15 protein-coding genes are annotated in these 16124 nt (G+C 60.5%); 12 read left to right on the plus strand and 3 right to left on the minus strand.

Translation table 11 applies throughout. The features are described 5' to 3' along the window. Window positions 1-12: 12 nt before the first annotated feature. Genes phnC through JZY91_RS03025 form a run of 4 tightly spaced genes read left to right on the plus strand, consistent with a single transcriptional unit; the run spans window position 13 to window position 3300 of the window. Window positions 13-834, plus strand: a complete 822-nt coding sequence (gene phnC, locus JZY91_RS03010) for a phosphonate ABC transporter ATP-binding protein (RefSeq protein WP_234948497.1) — start codon at window positions 13-15, stop codon at window positions 832-834. After that, on the plus strand, window positions 834-1643 hold the full coding sequence (gene phnE / locus JZY91_RS03015; RefSeq protein WP_234948498.1) for a phosphonate ABC transporter, permease protein PhnE: 810 nt from the start codon (window positions 834-836) through the stop codon (window positions 1641-1643). The genes phnC and phnE (JZY91_RS03015) overlap by 1 nt, the downstream gene beginning before the upstream one ends. Next, window positions 1644-2528: a phosphonate ABC transporter, permease protein PhnE gene (gene phnE / locus JZY91_RS03020; protein WP_234948499.1), complete on the plus strand. Its 885-nt coding sequence runs from the start codon at window positions 1644-1646 to the stop codon at window positions 2526-2528. It abuts the gene before it with no gap. Further along, window positions 2491-3300: a MurR/RpiR family transcriptional regulator gene (locus JZY91_RS03025; protein WP_234948500.1), complete on the plus strand. Its 810-nt coding sequence runs from the start codon at window positions 2491-2493 to the stop codon at window positions 3298-3300. The genes phnE (JZY91_RS03020) and JZY91_RS03025 overlap by 38 nt, the downstream gene beginning before the upstream one ends. Window positions 3301-3310: 10 nt before the next feature. Here the strand turns inward: JZY91_RS03025 and JZY91_RS03030 are convergent, their stop codons facing one another. Next, window positions 3311-3691 carry a DUF3806 domain-containing protein gene (locus JZY91_RS03030; protein ID WP_234948501.1) on the minus strand — a complete coding sequence of 127 codons (381 nt, stop codon included), beginning with the start codon at window positions 3689-3691 and terminating at the stop codon, window positions 3311-3313. Between the two features lie 12 nt (window positions 3692-3703). Here JZY91_RS03030 and JZY91_RS03035 point away from each other — a divergent pair, with 12 nt between their 5' ends. The 4 genes from JZY91_RS03035 to JZY91_RS03050 all read left to right on the plus strand — a co-directional run bounded on the left by JZY91_RS03035 (window position 3704) and on the right by JZY91_RS03050 (window position 8913). Further along, the gene (locus tag JZY91_RS03035) at window positions 3704-4537 is read left to right on the plus strand and encodes a TatD family hydrolase (protein WP_234948502.1); all 834 of its coding nucleotides are present in this window, start codon (window positions 3704-3706) and stop codon (window positions 4535-4537) included. A gap of 62 nt (window positions 4538-4599) precedes the next feature. Next, window positions 4600-5754, plus strand: a complete 1155-nt coding sequence (locus JZY91_RS03040; RefSeq protein ID WP_234948503.1) for a resuscitation-promoting factor — start codon at window positions 4600-4602, stop codon at window positions 5752-5754. A gap of 112 nt (window positions 5755-5866) precedes the next feature. Beyond that, a complete protein-coding gene (locus JZY91_RS03045; protein ID WP_234948504.1) occupies window positions 5867-7645 on the plus strand; it encodes an AAA family ATPase in 1779 nt (592 codons plus the stop codon). A gap of 83 nt (window positions 7646-7728) precedes the next feature. Next, a complete protein-coding gene (locus tag JZY91_RS03050; protein WP_234948505.1) occupies window positions 7729-8913 on the plus strand; it encodes an McrC family protein in 1185 nt (394 codons plus the stop codon). Here JZY91_RS03050 and JZY91_RS03055 read toward each other — a convergent pair. Both JZY91_RS03055 and JZY91_RS03060 read right to left on the minus strand, forming a co-directional pair. Next, window positions 8900-9919: a DNA adenine methylase gene (locus JZY91_RS03055; RefSeq protein ID WP_370639248.1), complete on the minus strand. Its 1020-nt coding sequence runs from the start codon at window positions 9917-9919 to the stop codon at window positions 8900-8902. The genes JZY91_RS03050 and JZY91_RS03055 overlap by 14 nt on opposite strands. Before the next feature lie 16 nt (window positions 9920-9935). After that, window positions 9936-11447, minus strand: coding sequence for an N-6 DNA methylase (locus JZY91_RS03060; protein WP_370639249.1), 1512 nt, complete (start codon window positions 11445-11447; stop codon window positions 9936-9938). A gap of 273 nt (window positions 11448-11720) precedes the next feature. Between JZY91_RS03060 and rsmA the strand changes: the two genes are divergently transcribed. Genes rsmA through JZY91_RS03080 form a run of 4 tightly spaced genes read left to right on the plus strand, consistent with a single transcriptional unit; the run spans window position 11721 to window position 16109 of the window. Continuing rightward, the gene (gene rsmA, locus JZY91_RS03065; RefSeq protein WP_234948507.1) at window positions 11721-12593 is read left to right on the plus strand and encodes a 16S rRNA (adenine(1518)-N(6)/adenine(1519)-N(6))-dimethyltransferase RsmA; all 873 of its coding nucleotides are present in this window, start codon (window positions 11721-11723) and stop codon (window positions 12591-12593) included. Beyond that, window positions 12586-13563, plus strand: coding sequence for a 4-(cytidine 5'-diphospho)-2-C-methyl-D-erythritol kinase (locus JZY91_RS03070; protein ID WP_234948508.1), 978 nt, complete (start codon window positions 12586-12588; stop codon window positions 13561-13563). Before rsmA ends, JZY91_RS03070 begins: the two co-directional genes overlap by 8 nt. Before the next feature lie 48 nt (window positions 13564-13611). Further along, window positions 13612-14283 carry an exonuclease domain-containing protein gene (locus JZY91_RS03075; RefSeq protein ID WP_234948509.1) on the plus strand — a complete coding sequence of 224 codons (672 nt, stop codon included), beginning with the start codon at window positions 13612-13614 and terminating at the stop codon, window positions 14281-14283. Window positions 14284-14297: 14 nt separating this feature from the next. After that, the gene (locus JZY91_RS03080; RefSeq protein ID WP_234948510.1) at window positions 14298-16109 is read left to right on the plus strand and encodes an ABC-F family ATP-binding cassette domain-containing protein; all 1812 of its coding nucleotides are present in this window, start codon (window positions 14298-14300) and stop codon (window positions 16107-16109) included. Window positions 16110-16124 lie beyond the last annotated feature (15 nt).

Consider the following 16124-nt stretch of genomic DNA (forward strand, 5'->3'; position numbering starts at 1 on the left):
AGGTAAAACACCATGCAGCAAGATCATGCCGGTCGCACGAGCGGTGCCTTGGCGCATGAGCCTTGGCCCATCGTGCTCGACCACGTGTCAGTTACCTATCCAAACGGCACGCAAGCGCTCAAAGATGTGTCGCTGACGATTGAACCAGGGGAGATGGTCGCAGTTGTGGGCCTGTCCGGGTCGGGCAAGTCCACGCTGATCCGCTCCATCAATGGCCTCGCGGAGCCGACCGCCGGCCGCGTGAGCGCTGGCCCTTACGTGATCAATGAGCTTAAGGGCAAGCAGCTTCGTGAAGCGCGGGGGCAGATCGGCATGATCTTCCAGCAATTCAACTTGGCGGAGCGTACTGACGTCTACCACAACGTCCTCGTCGGAAGCTTCGCCCGCAACCCGTGGTGGCGCACCCTCCTCGACCGCCCGACACCGGAGGACCAGGAGCTTGCTCTGCGCTCGCTGGAGTCCGTGGGCATGTTGGAAAAGGTGTGGGCCCGAGCCGGGGCGTTGTCCGGCGGCCAGAAGCAGCGCGTTGCGATCGCCCGGGCGCTCACCCAGCAGCCGGCAGTGATGCTGGCGGATGAGCCCGTGGCCTCCCTTGACCCGCCGACCGCGCACTCGGTGATGGCCGATCTGATGAGGATCAACCAGGAACAAGGGTTGACTGTGCTGGTTAACTTGCACGTCATCGACCTCGCGCGCCAGTACACGACGCGCTTGATCGGCTTACGCCAAGGCGAGCTTGTTTACGACGGCCCGACCGCCGAGGCCACCGACGCCGACTTCGAGCAAATCTATGGGCGCCGCGTGCTGCCCGGCGATGCGGTGGGGAAGCACTGATGACGGCCCCAACCACGCGGCCGGCGCTGCCGGAGAAGCCGACGAATCGGGGACGCACGCTGCTGATCGTCGCAGCTGTTGTCGCGTTTACGGCCCTGACGATGACCCCGCAGATCGGCGGCATCAACGTCGATTTGGCATCGATCGCGCAAAACTGGCGCAACGGTGCGGAGAAATTGCTGCAGATGCTGCAGCCGAACTTCGCTTTCTTGCCGCGCACCGCGCGCCCGATGCTCGAGACTGTGCAGATGGCCGTGGTCGGTGCCGTACTCTCCGTCATCATCTCGGTGCCGCTCACGCTGTGGGCGGCGGCCCCGACGAACCCGAATAGCGTGGGCCGAGCGATTGTCCGCACGCTGATCAACATCATGCGCTCCGTGCCGGACCTGGTCTACGCCTCCATCCTCGTGGCAATGGTGGGTGTCGGTGCTCTGCCGGGTGTTATCACGCTATTCCTCTTCGACCTCGGCATTGTGGTCAAGCTGGTCTCTGAAGCAATCGACTCGGAAGACCACGCCTACATCGAGGCTGGGCGCGCCGCTGGCGGCACGCAATTCCAAATCAACCGCACCATGGCGCTGCCCGAGGTCATGCCGTTGTTCATGAACCAATGGCTGTACACGCTCGAGCTCAACGTGCGTGTATCGGCAATTCTGGGCCTGGTCGGCGCGGGCGGCATTGGCAGGCTTTTGGAGGAGCGACGCTCCTTCTTCGCCTACGACGACGTCTCGATCATCATCCTCGAAATCCTCGTCGTCGTGGTGCTCGTGGAGATGCTGTCGAACTGGCTACGAAAGAGGCTGGTATAGATGGACATGAGCTTGCCGAAAAAACCGCGAAAGACTCACGAGACGGTGGTGTCGATCATCATCGGCCTCGTCATCCTGGCCTCGTTCGCCTCGCTGCGCATCACCTGGAGTGATTTGCCGCAGGTGCCCGCCCAGGTGTGGCATTACCTAAAGTTGATGTTCGAAGATCCGGACTGGTCGCGACTGCCACGCGCACTCATGGAGATGTGGCGCTCCATCTCGATGGCGTGGATCGGCATGATCGGCACGGTGATTCTCGCAATTCCGCTGGGTATGCTCGCTGCCCGCGGCGTCGGCCCGGCGTGGCTTCGCGCTCTTCTGCGGGGACTGTTTGCTGTGATCCGCGCATTCCCCGAAGCGGTCGTAGCGATCATCCTGCTCACCGTAACTGGACTGACCCCGTTCACCGGCGCGCTGGCCCTGGCACTCTGCGGCATCGGCCAGCAATCGAAGTGGGCGTACGAGACGATCGAGTCCCTGCCGCCGGGGCCCGCCGAGGCCGTGCGAGCCGCGGGCGGCACCACGGCGGAGACGGTGCGCTGGGCGTTGTGGCCGCAAGCCGCACCCGCATTGATCTCTTTCGCGCTGTACCGTTTCGAGATCAATATCCGCACCTCCGCCGTGCTGGGCATGGTGGGTGCGGGCGGCATCGGTGACATGCTGTCGAATTACACCAACTACCGTCAATGGGACGTGGTGGGCATGACGCTCATCGTCATCATCGTCGCGACCATGATTGTCGACGCGATCTCCGGCGCCATTCGTCGCCGGATCATGAGAGGAGACACCGTCCGTGCCGCAGCCGCCGAACCCGGAAACGATTCCGAGCGTGAGGATCGCCGCCGCGATGTCCTCATTGCAGCCGAAGGAACGGGCGGTCGCTGAGGCAATCACCGCAGATCCCGCCGCAGCTGTCGAGATGACGGCGCAGCAGCTGGCCGACCTCGTCGGTGTCAGCCGCGCCAGTGTTGTCCGCACCGCTCAAAGCCTTGGCTACACCGGTTTTCCGCAATTGCGGGTGGCGCTCGCCCAGCAAGTCGCGGGGGCGCCGCACGAGGCGGCATCCTCCGAAAGTGGTTCGCTCCTCGACACCGTGCGCCAGGGCGTTGCCGAGTTTTCCAGGCGTCTGGACGCCTCCTTCGCCGCTCTCGACGAAACGTCGCTCACCCGCGCGGTGCAGCTTCTCGACACCGCTGACCGCGTGTTGGTGGTGGCCAACGGTTTGTCTGTTCCGCTCGGACTCGACCTGACGCAGCGCTTGATCTCGGCTGGCCGCCCAGCTGAGTTTCACGCAGACGCGATGACGCAACGCATTGCCGCGCACTCGCTCAGCCAAGCGTCGGTGTGCTTCGTGTTCTCCGGATCCGGGGCGAACCGCACGACCCTCGAGGTCGTGGCCCAGGCGCGGGAAAGTGGCGCCACGGTCATCGCCGCGACGTGCTTCGCGCCCTCGCCGCTAATCGACATCACAGACACCGTGCTGCTTATCCCGCCGGTCAATCCGACGTTCCAGGCGGAATTGGTCCATACGTCTCGAGCGGCGTTGATGGTCCTCACCGAGCAGCTCGTCGAGGCGCTCCACTCCGAGCGCGGGGAACGCAGCGCAACCTGGCGGCACTCGGTGCTCGGTCTCGTCGGCGAAACGCTCGAGGGCTAAGCCGCAATAGTTACAAGAACTGCCCGATGAAGGCCGTGAGTTTGCCGGGCTCCTCGTCCTCGAAGCGTTGATCCACGACCACAATCGGTGCCGCGTATTTCTGCTCAGCACCGACAACGACGAGGTCGGTGCCGTAATCGTCGATCAGCAGCTGCCAGGAAAAACCCTCGCGGACTAGGGCTTGGCCGAGCGCGGTGCCGTAGATGCGCGCCGTCTCCCCGCGGGGGTAGCTGCGGCGGACGTCGGCGGGCAGCGCGAGGTAGTCGGTGAGTTCTGCCTCGAATTGGCCGACAACGTCTTGGATTGCGCCGCCGATGCCGCGGCCGGCGGCTTCGGCGAGGTTTGCCTCGAGCTGGCGGCGGGTGGCGGAGTCGAGATCTGTGAATGTCATAGGGTTGATCCTATGAGCAAAAAGTCGCGCCCCACGCCCGTGCCCGCTGAACGCGTCGACGGATTGGTCGATGCCCACACGCACCTGGCCTCCTGCAAGGCCCGCACATGCGAGGATGTGGACGCCATTGTCGCGCGCGCGGCGGATGCGGGAGTGGCGCGGATCTGCACCGTCGGCGACGGCTTGGCGGAGGCGGAACTCGCGCTCGCCGCCGCGCACTGCAACGAGCGGGTCTACGCGGCGTGCGCTATCCACCCCACGCGGGCGCTCGAGCTTGACGACGCCACCCGCGCGCGCCTTACCGAGATGGCGGGCGACCCGCGTTGCGTGGCGGTGGGGGAAACCGGCATCGACACCTACTGGCTGCAGCACGACGCGGAAGGCACCGCACCGCTGGAGGTGCAGGAGGAGGCGTTCCGGTGGCACATCCATCTGGCTGTTGCATCCGGCAAGGCGCTGATGATTCACAACCGTGAGGGGGACGCAGAGATCATGCGCATCCTCGCCGACGCGCCGCGCCCGGAGCACGTGATTTTGCACTGCTTCTCCTCCCCGCTGGACGTCGCGCGCGAGGCGCTGGACCGGGGCTACGTGCTCAGCTTCGCCGGCAACGTGACGTTCAAGCGCAACGAGGAGCTGCGTGAGGCGGCGGCTCTGGCTCCCGCTGGGCAGTACCTCATTGAGACGGATGCTCCGTACATGACGCCGGAGCCGTTCCGCGGTGCGCGCAACGAGCCGGCGTTCATCGGGCACACGGCGAAGGTCATCGCCGAAGCCCGCGGTATGGAAGTGGCCGATGTTGCTCGTGAGGTAGGAGAGACATTTTCGCAGGTCTACGGCGTGTGACCGGCCACAAAAATCGTTCGATTACTTGAAAGCGATACGGCCGTTACCGTATTGTTACCCGCATGTCTGCCGCCACCGCTAAGCGTCTGAACCCGTCCGGCCCGTCCACCACCTCCCGCGTCGCCGCCGGCGTCGTTGCCGGCGCCGTGATTGTCGGCGGTGCCGGCACCGCGCTCGCCGCGCAGAAGAACGTCACCATCGACGTCAACGGCGAGGCCACCCAGATCAAGACCTTCTCCGGCAACGTTGAGGGCGCGCTGCAGGCCGCCGGCGTGCAGGTGGGTGCCCAGGATCTGGTTTACCCGGCTCCGGGCGACGCGCTGGCAAACGGCGATACCGTCACCGTCCGCACCGCAAAGCCAGTCGCCGTTGTGGTCGACGGCGTTGCGCAGCGCCTCACCTCCACCGCGGCAACCGTGGGCGACCTCATGGAGGAAGCCGGCATCCACGCGGATGCTGCCACCGACGTCGACCGCACCGCGCCGGTCACCGAGGGCCTGAGCGTGGACGTGACCACGCCCAAGGTGGTGGCTATAACCGACGGCGGCAACACCACCTTCACCACCGCCCCGGCCAAGACCGTTGGCGCGCTACTTTCCGCCCTGGGCGTGGCGGTGGATTCGGATGACCGCGTGAACCACCCGCTGGACGCGCCAGTCACCGCGAACATGGAGATTGTGATTGACCGCGTGGAGGTCAAGCGCTCCTCCGAGGTCGTGGCCGTGGAGGTCACCCCGATGTACGTCGAGGACCCGAACTTGGACGCCGGTGCCGAAGAGGTGCGCGAGGAAGGTGTCCAGGGCGAGAGCGTGATTTACTACCGCACCACCTACGTCAACGGGAAGGTGGAGACGGAGGAGACCCTGCGCGAGGAGGAGATCCGCGCGCCCAAGCCTGCCGTGATCGCCCGTGGCACCAAGCAGGCCGCACCCGCCGCGCCGGCCGCGCCGTCCGCACCGGCTGTGGCCGGCGGCTCCGTGTGGGACGCCATCGCGGCCTGCGAATCGGGCGGCAACTGGGCCATCAACACCGGCAACGGTTACTACGGCGGCCTGCAGTTCTCCGCCTCTACGTGGGCGGCGTACGGCGGCACCCAGTACGCGCCCACCGCTAACCTGGCAACGCGTGAGCAGCAAATTGCCATCGCGCAGCGCACCCAGGCCGCGCAGGGTTGGGGCGCGTGGCCGGCGTGCACGTCCGCGCTTGGCATCCGCTAGTTACACGTAGAATTCGCCATAAAGGGTCTAGGCATCCGAAATAGCTATCCCTGACCAGGCCCGCACCGTAAGGTAAAAGTTGAAATATCGCTGCGGATTAACGAGGTCACAAGTGAGCCCAATTACTGTCGACAGGATCTTCTGGAGAAAAGTTCAGGCAGGAGACCTTTTCAATTCTGAGAAAGAATTATTGCCCGGACCGAAGGGGCAAATTCACATCGATATTGCCCCGAGTGAAGCTGTGGAGCGGTTCCTCGGGGTTTCAGTTCAATCCGAGGCTGCTAGCTACCCAATTGATGTAAGAACAATTGGAGATCCAGGACATGTGGATCGCATTGAGTTTGCACAACGTCCCAAAAGAAAAGGGAGTGTGAGATGGAGTTTCCCTCGTCAAAACCGGGGCGGCTCAGACTGTGCGAGACCCTTGGCTTGGACAGAAAAATTTGGGTGGCCCGCTTTTTCTGACCCGCCCAAAGACACCAGCCAGGCACGGCAGGCCCTGAGCGATGTTGGCGGAGTATATATTTATGTTGTCAGGACTGTGGATGGCGATTATTACGCTGGAATGACGACCGGAAATGCGAGCCACGACGGCTGGCCGGCTGAGCTTTCCCCCATGTTCGAGGCAAGTGGGAAAAACTCTGGCTGCATCCAAGCCGGCTTATCCTCGATTGAAATGAGCCCCTTGGCCGTACGCATACTGGAGAATTTCAAACGTTCGAAGAATGTTCTCTTGTACGGTCCGCCGGGAACTGGCAAATCTCATGCAGTATCGGAGGTAGTTCGCGCAGTTTCGCAGTTCAACGCGGACCTTAGAGCCTTAGTGCTTGATCCGGAGAATGTGGATAGCCCTTTCTCATACGAGGGGGCGGATATGCCGATTCCAGAACCAGCAAGGTGCGAGTGGGTAACCTTTCACCCCGATTACGGGTATGAGGATTTTGTGAAGGGGATGCGTCCGACCGGTAACGGACTCGAGCTTGTCACTGTTGCTGGCACGCTGTTGGATGTTGCGCTTGAAGTATCCAGTGGCGAGAAAATGGCAGGGCTCGTTGTAGTAGACGAGATTAACAGGGGCAACGTGCCTCGGATATTGGGCGACTTCATTACGTTTATGGACGAGGATTATCGGAGAGGAGGGCGCAATGCGATAACGTCGCCACTAGCTGTTGCGCGAACTCCTGAAGGGGATCTGAAAACCGTCAGAGTCAGTTTCAAGCGTGAACTCGAAGTCGGAGAGAATTGGCAGTTTCCAAAGGAGATCTACCTGCTCGCAACGATGAACTCTGTGGACAAGTCAGTGGCTCCGATCGATTCCGCTATCGGCAGGCGATTTGTTCGTGTGGATGCATTCGCTGACTTCGAATTTTTGGCACAGCACCTCAAGGTCGATATGTCAGAGGTCGATGAGCTTTTCGGCGCAGCGGAGGACCCTGTTTCCGAAGAACCTGAGGTCGATGCGGATGAGAATCTCGACCAATCAGAAACTGATTCAGCGGAGTTGCAAAGAGACGTTTTGGAAGCTTCTCCGGCAACTTGGCGACCTGAAACTGCTGCCGTCGGTCTACTTGTTTACTTGAACAGCGCGATTCTGGATCTCTTGGATGTGGATTCCACCCTTGGTCATTCTTATTTCATGAATGCTTGGTCATGGCATGATCTTGCCCGATCTTGGGATACTCAGATCTTTCCGCAAATACAGGACCGTTTTCTTGGGCGACCGGAGCTGATCGCACGTGTTCTCAGAAGAGATCTAGCCACAATGCCCCGGGATTACCCGCTTCGAGCAAGCGACAAGCCGTGGATCCCAGATCCGGCGCGGAATCTTTCTCAACTAACCGACGACCAAGTATCTCGAGCATTTAAACTTCTGATCTACGGTCCACAATGATCACATTGCGCGAATACGGTAAGCCAACTGCGATACCGTATGATCCCCCCACGTTCCAAGCTCTGAATCGATACTCTCAGGACTTGAAGGCTAATCTAGGCCTGAATCGGTTGCCCCTCGAAGTCCAAAGACTTGATAACCAGATGGTCTTATGGGCTAGAGATATCGCTGGCTTTTTCTCGATTGGGGATGTTCAGATCGAAGTCCTCCCGAAATTCCTTCAATCAGCAAACTATGGTGAAGACCGATGGAAAGATGCATTTTTTGGCATTCTCTCCTGTGTCGGAGTGTTGCCAACTTGGTGGGAGAATGGAAATGGTGACGACGGTGGCTCTCTGCCTGAGATTGCGGCCACGATCGTAGTCTCTTCCCTCGAATTGTCGGAGCGTTTAGGAGACCCGAGAGGTTACATCGAGCGCTCAGAGCGACTGCCGTTCCTACGGGGGAGTATCGATGTTGAGCGTTCATGGGAACGCGTGACACACCCAGGGCTACTGCCCACGAGGTTTCAAGAGTTCTCGACCGACATTCCTCCGAATCGACTACTCAAATGGGCGCTAAACATGCTCCGGAACGAAGTTCGAAACTCGCAGCTTCTTCATCGTATGGACTACCAAATCGGGCGCCTAGCCAGAGTGGCTGGTCAGAATCTTCCCTCTGACTTAGAAAGAATCTGGGTTGCTCCCCAGTTTAAACACGTTGAGCCAGGTCTCAGTGTCGCGGCAATGTTGTACCGCCAACAACTGGCGAGCTTGGACGCTCGCGAGAATGGCATTGGAACTGACCTGATCTGGGCGACCGCACCTTTGTTTGAGGATTTCACTTTTTTTCTTTTCGAATTGGCGTTAGCTGAGATGGGGGGCGAAGTGGGGAAAAAGTCATACGCACTTGGCGACGTCTTCGTCGAAAGTCGTGAAGCCGGGTTTGAATCATTCAGCTCCACTCCCGATCTAGTTGTAGATCTGAACGGGCAGAAGATGGTTTTTGACGCCAAATACAAAAACCTCGGATCTAGTCCTAAGAACTCTGACGTTTACCAGGTTGTCGCGGGAGCAAAATTACTGGATGCGAAGCGGGTAGGCCTCGTTTATCCAGGAACCGATCACGAGGCGAAAGTGGCTCGATGGAAACTGAGAATTCCCGGAATTCCTGACACTTTAGAAACCTATTCTTACAATCTCGCGATGATGGGAAGTGCTGATGGACTAGAGACTTTGAAGAGGCAATTAATACGGTGGCTAAACGATAATGCAGCTAGCCACGATTGACCGAGTACAAATACTCAACTACCGTTCCGCCTTTACCTGCGGAATTCGACTTAAAACGGTTATTCAAAATTTCAGTTCGTTCGACTCGACCGTGGTTCTCCAAGATCGCGCGCATCTGGTCGTCCGAGATAAGACCATCTTCACTGTAGGAAATAAAGAAGATGGGTGCCTCGGAACTTAGGAAAACAGTGTCGAAAGCATCTTTAATCTTTGTTTTGCTACAAAAATTCGAGTATTGAGGCCACCAATTTCGTAGGCCACTCGCACCCGCCGGGGTGGGTCTATCACCTACAGCGATGGTCTCGAGGATGTGATAATTGGCTGCATACTGCCGCTTTTTGTAAGGGGGATCGAGATAGACGCACTCTGTTCCGGACCCCAGCAAAGTAAGTTCCGCAGGACCTTTTGTCACCACATGGTCCACGCGCCCATTGCAGAACGTCGTCGGGGTCAACCATAGTCTGGCTAGCGCCCCCTTGCCGAACGTCGAGCGATAGTGCCCATACGTGCCCGCAATGTTGGAAATTTGGTTCACCGCCAGAATTAAATCGTGCCTGAGCAGTGAGTTTTCCAAACGAGTCAGAAACGGCGCCCACTCCTCGAGCCTACGGAGTATCCCATCAATCCGCATCGCATTCTCAGCAGTGAAGTAGAGTCTCGGCTCGGCACCAGAGACTGGCTTACCCGCTGGGCTGTATTCCATGTAAAAGAGACCCTGGACTGGCTCCGTACTGTTGAGTTCCGAAAGAACCTCTGGGTATGGCTTACCTAGGCCTTTAAAGGGAGGCGGTGCTCCTAGCAGGAGTCGGACCCGTGCGTGGTGGAGAGAATAAGTCATCAGATCTGAGGCCATGACTCGGTGACCATGAGAACGAAACGTAGCTGACATCGCGCCTGTGCCACACATTGGATCGGCTATGAAAGTTTCCTCAGAGATCCGAGAAGCCATGACAGCGTAGATTGCTTCCGCTAAACGGGTTTTATTTCCTATATAGCGATATCCCATTCAACAAAATCTTTCATTAACGTTTAGATCGTCTGTCAAAGGAACTTAAGTTCTGAGTATTTGACAACACTTCCTGAATCCAAGTCCTCTCGGTTTCGCGAAAACCTAAGAGTGTTTCCACCTGATGGTTCAGCTCATCGAGGAATGCGCTCCTAGGTGCATTGTGGGGAAGAGAATTCAGAATTTTAGCTACGTCAGCCACAGCCGAAGCTTCTTTTTCCCCGCAATGTGCTCCGGGAACCGGTAAAGGGTAATTTCTTAGACTGGCTGGAGTCACATATGGGTGCGAGCGCCACTCTGAGTCTCCTGTTCTGGAGACATGGTATGCGAGCATCGCGTCGGATGCTAGAACTCCTAAGAAGTAGTAAAGCCACCAATCCGGCACGCCAAGACTTGGTCGATACGAAAAAACAACCTGGTTGGTAAAGGAAGAGGTCTCGTCTACCGCAGTGTTGAGTCCCAGTCCTGTTTTGCGGATCAGAAGTTTGGGACCCTCATATTGTGCAGTTGGTTTGTAGCGTATTCCCTCCAAACCGATTTTTAACCAATTCGCAGGCTCGGCGTTAAAGCGTTTGACATCTCTTCCAACTATTAGTGGCACCGTGCCCGGCTGTTGCTGGGGGCAAACTATCGTTTCGGGCTTCAATGATGATCCGCCACAACGGCTGCAACGCTGACGCGACTTCGTTGCCGGCCTGTACAGCCCGCAATCGAGACATCGCTCCACTCTACCCTTTGCACCAAGTTCAACCCCGCGAGTTACCTTAAGGAAATCAGACCATTTGATCTGAGAAGCCGTTATCTGTTCTAGACTGGCTGGTCGAGGTACAGCCAACTTTGTTTTTAAGGCTTCTCCAAGGCTCTGTGATCCGTCGCGAACAGCCTTTCTGTTGAGATGATTTAGGTGGTAGTTAACGGTCTCGCGCAGGTGCTTTCCTTTTTGAGTACGAAAGACCACTACGTATGAAGTACGGTAAACGTCTTCGAAAATTCCTTCGCCGAGGTCTGCGACAGCAATAATTTCCGCAGACTTCTCCAGCAAGTTGGGTACCGCTCTCCGTTGCCCTTGGGTGAGTGAACCCGGAAGTATTGCAATCACAAGGCAACCGGGGCGCAGCATCTTGAAAGACCATTCCATAAACGTTTCCCACGAGTCGTGAGAACCACCAGCTAACTTAAACCCAGCCTCGTGCAACTCATCGAGATTAGGTAGGGAAGCGCCCCAAGGAGGGTTCATTACACAAATATCGGCCTTTTGGGCAAGGTCGTAGTTGGAGAGTAAAGAGTCCCCTGTTCGGATTTCGCAGCGTTCCCCGTCGAGAAACGCTTTCGCGCGAGCGACTGCAGTATCCGACAGATCACTGCCAAGCAGAACGCAATCTGACCCAAAGATTGCAGCGCAGGCACGCAACAAGCTGCCATCTCCACACGCAGGATCGTAGATTCTTGGTTCAGATGCCGAGTTGTGCTCTTTAGCCATCTCAGCTACCCATGTCGCAAGTGCCGGAGGGGTGTAAACCGCGCCCATCGCTTGCCTATCGTGTAAGGGGCGGTCGGAACATTGTGGTGGTCTTTCAATCTGGACTAGATTCACCCGTTGTGTTCCTTTTCTCTAGGGGATGGTTTAGAGCTGGAGTGAACTCTACTACCAACCCTTTAGAGCAGGTAAACTGAGTCGAACGGTTGATCGAGTTTGGCTAGATCGGCCAAAACGCAGAAGGTAGACCGCCTATGGCGGGTGCGATGCCGTAACTGCCGTTGGGTGGGATGTTGTGAGTGGCGCGAACGGAAGGAAAAAACATTGAGTGAATGGTCGGGGAGGGTGTGGAGTGATTCGCACCTCCTGGGTCCAGTTGAGATCCGCGAGCTGGCTACGGAGCTAGATGTCACGCCGACGAAGAAGCTCGGCCAGAACTTTGTCCACGACCCGAACACGGTGCGGCGCATCGTCGCCGCGGCCGAGTTGTCTCCGGAAGACATCGTGGTCGAGGTCGGCCCGGGCCTAGGGTCCCTCACCCTCGGCCTGATCGATACCGCGCAGCAGGTCATTGCCCTGGAGATTGACCCGCGGCTGGCCGGCCGGCTGGCCGCGACCGTCGAGACGCGTGCCCCGCAGTACGCCGAGCGGCTGACCGTGATCAACATGGACGCGCTGAAGGTCGCGCGCGCTGATCTTGGTGTAGAGCCCACGGCCCTGGTGGCTAACTTGCCGTACAACGTCTCCGTGCCGGTGCTGCTGCACTTGCTGGCGGAGTTTCCCTCTATCCGTCGCGTGCTGGTGATGGTGCAGAAGGAAGTCGCGGACCGCCTCGCCGCCCAGCCGGGTTCCAAGATTTACGGCGTGCCCAGCGTCAAGGCCGCGTTCTACGGCGACGTGTCGCGCGCCGGCACCATTGGAAAGAATGTGTTCTGGCCGGCGCCGAACATTGAATCGGGGCTTGTGCGTATCGACGTCACCGATCAGCGCGATCGCTCCCTGCGAAACGCGGTCTTCCCCTTGGTGGATGCCGCGTTTGCCCAGCGGCGCAAGACGCTGCGCTCCACGTTGGCTAGTGTGTACGGCTCGCCCGCCGCCGCAGAGGAGGCACTGCGCGCCGCCGGGATTGATCCGGGCCTGCGCGGCGAGGCGCTGACGGTGGATGACTTCGTGCGGCTGGGTGAGCAGCGTGCCTAGGACCGTGTTTGCTGCCAGCGCGCCGGCGAAGGTGAACCTGCACCTTGGTGTCGGGGAGGAGCGCGCGGACGGGTACCACGACCTAGTTACCGTCTTTCAGGCCGTGGACCAGCGCGACCAGGTCAGGTTGATCGTCGAAGACGGTGGAGCGAGCGAAAGCAGTGTGGTCGCACGCATGGCGACCGAGCTGCTGCTGAACGTGCAGTTGGATGAGGATTTGGACACCCCGGCCAACCTTGCGTGGCGCGCGGTGGACGCTGCCGTTGATGCGTTCCGGTCCGACCACCCCGGTGCGGCTCTTCCGCCGGTCCGCATCGAGGTGGCCAAGTCTATCTTCGTCGCCGGCGGCATGGCGGGCGGCTCCGCAGACGCCGCCGCGGCGCTGGTGGCGGCGAATGCGTACCTTGAGCACTTCGGTGGGGCTTCGCTTGCCGACGATCAACTTCTCGCCCTTGCCAGACAGCTCGGCGCCGATGTGCCCTTCGCGCTCATGGGAGGCAACGCGCTTGGCACCGGTCGCGGCGACGATCTTGTTGCGATGCTGGGCCGCGGGGAATACTGGTGGTTGTTCATCAACCCAGGCACCACCATCAGCACCGGCAAGGCGTTCGGCTTGCTGGACGATATGCGCCACAACAACCCCGCGCTTGTCCCGCACCTGGACACCACCAGGGTTGCGCAGGCGCTCACGTCGGGAGACGCGAAGCAGCTCGGGGCCGCGCTGCACAATGATCTGCAGCCGGCCGCGTTAGCAATGCGCCCGCGGATCAAGCAGATCATCGACCTCGCGGCGGCGGAGGGGGGATACGCCCTGGTTTCCGGCTCGGGCCCGACCATCGCGGTGCTCTGCGAAGACCGCGAGCACGCCCAGCGCGCCTCCGAGACGATCCGGGAGCAGCTCGAAGAGGCCATGGACCTCCTCATGGCATCGGGCCCGGCCGATGGGGCACGACTTGAAGGGGAACGCTAGTTCGAACAGCGTGCCGGTGGCTCCGAACCATCGTCTAGCGTTTGGCCCATGGCTTTAATCGATGCGCTGAGGCAGTATCTGGACGGCAACACGGTGACCGTCGATAAGCAGCATGCCCCGGTGGTCCCGCAACCCGCCCGCGGACGGCCGGCCGCCTATATCCCGCCGCTGCCCAGGCTCATGCGCGACGAGTTCGTGGCGGTTGATTTTGAGACCGCGAACCGCGTCGGCGGCGCCTCCGCGTGCCAAGTTGCCATGGTGAAGGTGCGCGGTGGGGACGTGGTTGACCAATTCTGCACGTATCTGCGCCCGCCGGAGGAGCATATTGCGTTTGAGTTCAGCCACATCCACGGCATCTACCGGGGCGATGTGGAGGATGCGCCGAGTTGGTTCGACATTGCGGATGATGTTGTGGAGTTTGTGGGGGACGCGCCCGTGTACGCGCACAACGCCACGTTTGATGCGGCAGTGTGGCGCGGGCTGGACCGCTACTTTTTCACCGGCACCTTCCCGCGGGAGTTCTATTGCACCGCCAGGATGGCGCGCCGCCTGATGCCGGAGCTGCCGAATCACAAGCTGCCCACTGTCACCGCGTATTGCGCGCCGGGCTACCAGCTGGAGCATCACCGGGCGGATTCGGACGCGTTGGCGTGCGCGCACATTGTGGCCCAGTTTCAGCGCAGCCATGCACTGCACCCGCTGCTGCCGCCGGGGACGTAGAATGAGCAGCCGCTATGTCTAACCTGATCAACCTCGAAAATGTCTCCAAAACCTGGGGGCTGAAAACGCTCCTGGACGGCGTGTCCCTCGGTGTGCAGACGGGCGACCGCATCGGCATCGTCGGCGTCAACGGCGGTGGCAAGACCACGCTGTTGGAGGTGCTGACTGGCATTGAGCCGCCGGATGCCGGCCGCGTGTCCCACAACTCCTCCCTGCGCATGGCGGTGGTGACGCAGCGCTTCGAGCTTGAGGACACGTTGACGGTGGGCCAAGCCGTCGTCGAACCGTTGGGGCTGCAAACCTTTGAGTGGGCATCCAACGCCAAGGTGCGCGAGGTACTGCAGGGCACCGGCGTGGCCGCGCTGGGGCTAGATACGCCAGTTGGTCAGCTCTCCGGCGGCGAGCGCCGGCGCGTCAACCTTGCCGCCGCCCTGGTGCAGGACCTGGACCTGGTGGTGTTGGATGAGCCGACGAACCACCTGGACGTGGAGGGCGTGCAGTGGCTGGCGGACCATCTGCTGAGCCGCAAGCTTGCTGTCGTTGTGGTGACGCACGATCGCTGGTTCTTGGACACCGTGGCCACCCTGACGTGGGAGGTGCACGACGGGCAGGTTGATGTGTACGAGGGCGGGTACAACGACTGGACTTTCGCCCGCGCGGAACGCGCCCGGCAGGCGGATGCGGTGGAGCAGCGCCGCCGCAACCTGGCCCGCAAGGAGCTGGCGTGGCTGCGCCGCGGCGCGCCGGCGCGCACCTCCAAGCCGCGCTACCGCATTGAAGCCGCCGAAGCGCTGATCGCAGACGTGCCCGCGCCGCGCGACTCTGTGGAGCTCATGGCGTTTTCGAAGCAGCGTCAGGGCCGTGTGGTCATTGAGCTGGAGGATGCCCGCATTGACGCGCCGGACGGGCGCACGCTGGTGGACCATCTCACGTGGCGACTTGCCCCTGGCGAGCGCATTGGCCTGGTGGGCGTCAACGGTTCCGGCAAGACCACGCTGCTTCGCACGCTGGCGGGGGAGTACCCGCTGGCGGCAGGCAAGCGCATAGAGGGGCAGACCACGCGCATCGGCTGGCTGTGCCAGGAGCTCGACGACCTGGATCCCACACGCCGTGTGATCGATTCGATTGAGGATGTGGCCACGTATATCGAGCTGGGCAAAGGGCAGTTGTCTGCCTCCCAGCTGGCGGAGCGCCTCGGCTTCAGCCCGAAGCGCCAGCGTACCCCGGTGGGTGACCTCTCCGGTGGTGAGCGCCGCCGACTGCAGCTCACGCGCGTGCTTATGAGCGAGCCGAATGTGCTGCTGCTCGACGAGCCGACGAATGATCTGGACATTGACACCCTCCAGGAGCTCGAAGACCTGCTGGACAACTGGCCGGGCACGCTCGTGGTCATTTCGCACGACCGCTACTTGATTGAGCGCATCGCCGACGTCACCTACGCGCTCTTCGGTGACGGGCAGCTGACCAACCTCCCGGGCGGCATCCAGCAGTACCTTGACCGCCGCGCCGCTGCCCAGGGCCAAGCTGGGGTGCTGGATTTGGGCGACGGGGTGAAAGCGAACGTCGAAAAGCCCAGTAAGCCCAGCGCCCTTTCCTCCCAGGAGGAGCGGGAGCTGCGGAAACGGATGAACGCGCTGGAAAAGAAGATCGAGAAGGCCGATGCGCAGGCCGAGGCGCTGGAGGCGGAGATCGGGGAGTTGTCTGCCGCGGCGGCCCCGGATTTTGAGGCGATCGGCGCCAAGACGCGCGAGCTGTCCCAAGCGCGGGACGCGCGCGATGAATTGGAGATGGAATGGCTTGAACTGGGGGAGCGGCTGGAAGGGTAGCTCGGCGCGTCGCGC

This window comes from Corynebacterium sp. CNCTC7651, assembly GCF_021496665.1.
Taxonomy (GTDB): Bacteria; Actinomycetota; Actinomycetes; order Mycobacteriales; family Mycobacteriaceae; genus Corynebacterium.

Bases quoted from the DNA above. Each gene is read 5' to 3' on its own strand.
- JZY91_RS03035 (WP_234948502.1), top strand. From the start codon at position 3,704: ATGAGCAAAAAGTCGCGCCCCACGCCCGTGCCCGCTGAACGCGTCGAC.
- JZY91_RS03030 (WP_234948501.1), bottom strand. From the start codon at position 3,691: ATGACATTCACAGATCTCGACTCCGCCACCCGCCGCCAGCTCGAGGCA.
- JZY91_RS03075 (WP_234948509.1), top strand. From the start codon at position 13,612: ATGGCTTTAATCGATGCGCTGAGGCAGTATCTGGACGGCAACACGGTG.
- JZY91_RS03025 (WP_234948500.1), top strand. From the start codon at position 2,491: ATGTCCTCATTGCAGCCGAAGGAACGGGCGGTCGCTGAGGCAATCACC.
- phnE (WP_234948498.1), top strand. From the start codon at position 834: ATGACGGCCCCAACCACGCGGCCGGCGCTGCCGGAGAAGCCGACGAAT.
- phnC (WP_234948497.1), top strand. From the start codon at position 13: ATGCAGCAAGATCATGCCGGTCGCACGAGCGGTGCCTTGGCGCATGAG.
- JZY91_RS03080 (WP_234948510.1), top strand. From the start codon at position 14,298: ATGTCTAACCTGATCAACCTCGAAAATGTCTCCAAAACCTGGGGGCTG.
- JZY91_RS03055 (WP_370639248.1), bottom strand. From the start codon at position 9,919: ATGGGATATCGCTATATAGGAAATAAAACCCGTTTAGCGGAAGCAATC.
- JZY91_RS03060 (WP_370639249.1), bottom strand. From the start codon at position 11,447: ATGGGCGCGGTTTACACCCCTCCGGCACTTGCGACATGGGTAGCTGAG.
- JZY91_RS03040 (WP_234948503.1), top strand. From the start codon at position 4,600: ATGTCTGCCGCCACCGCTAAGCGTCTGAACCCGTCCGGCCCGTCCACC.
- phnE (WP_234948499.1), top strand. From the start codon at position 1,644: ATGGACATGAGCTTGCCGAAAAAACCGCGAAAGACTCACGAGACGGTG.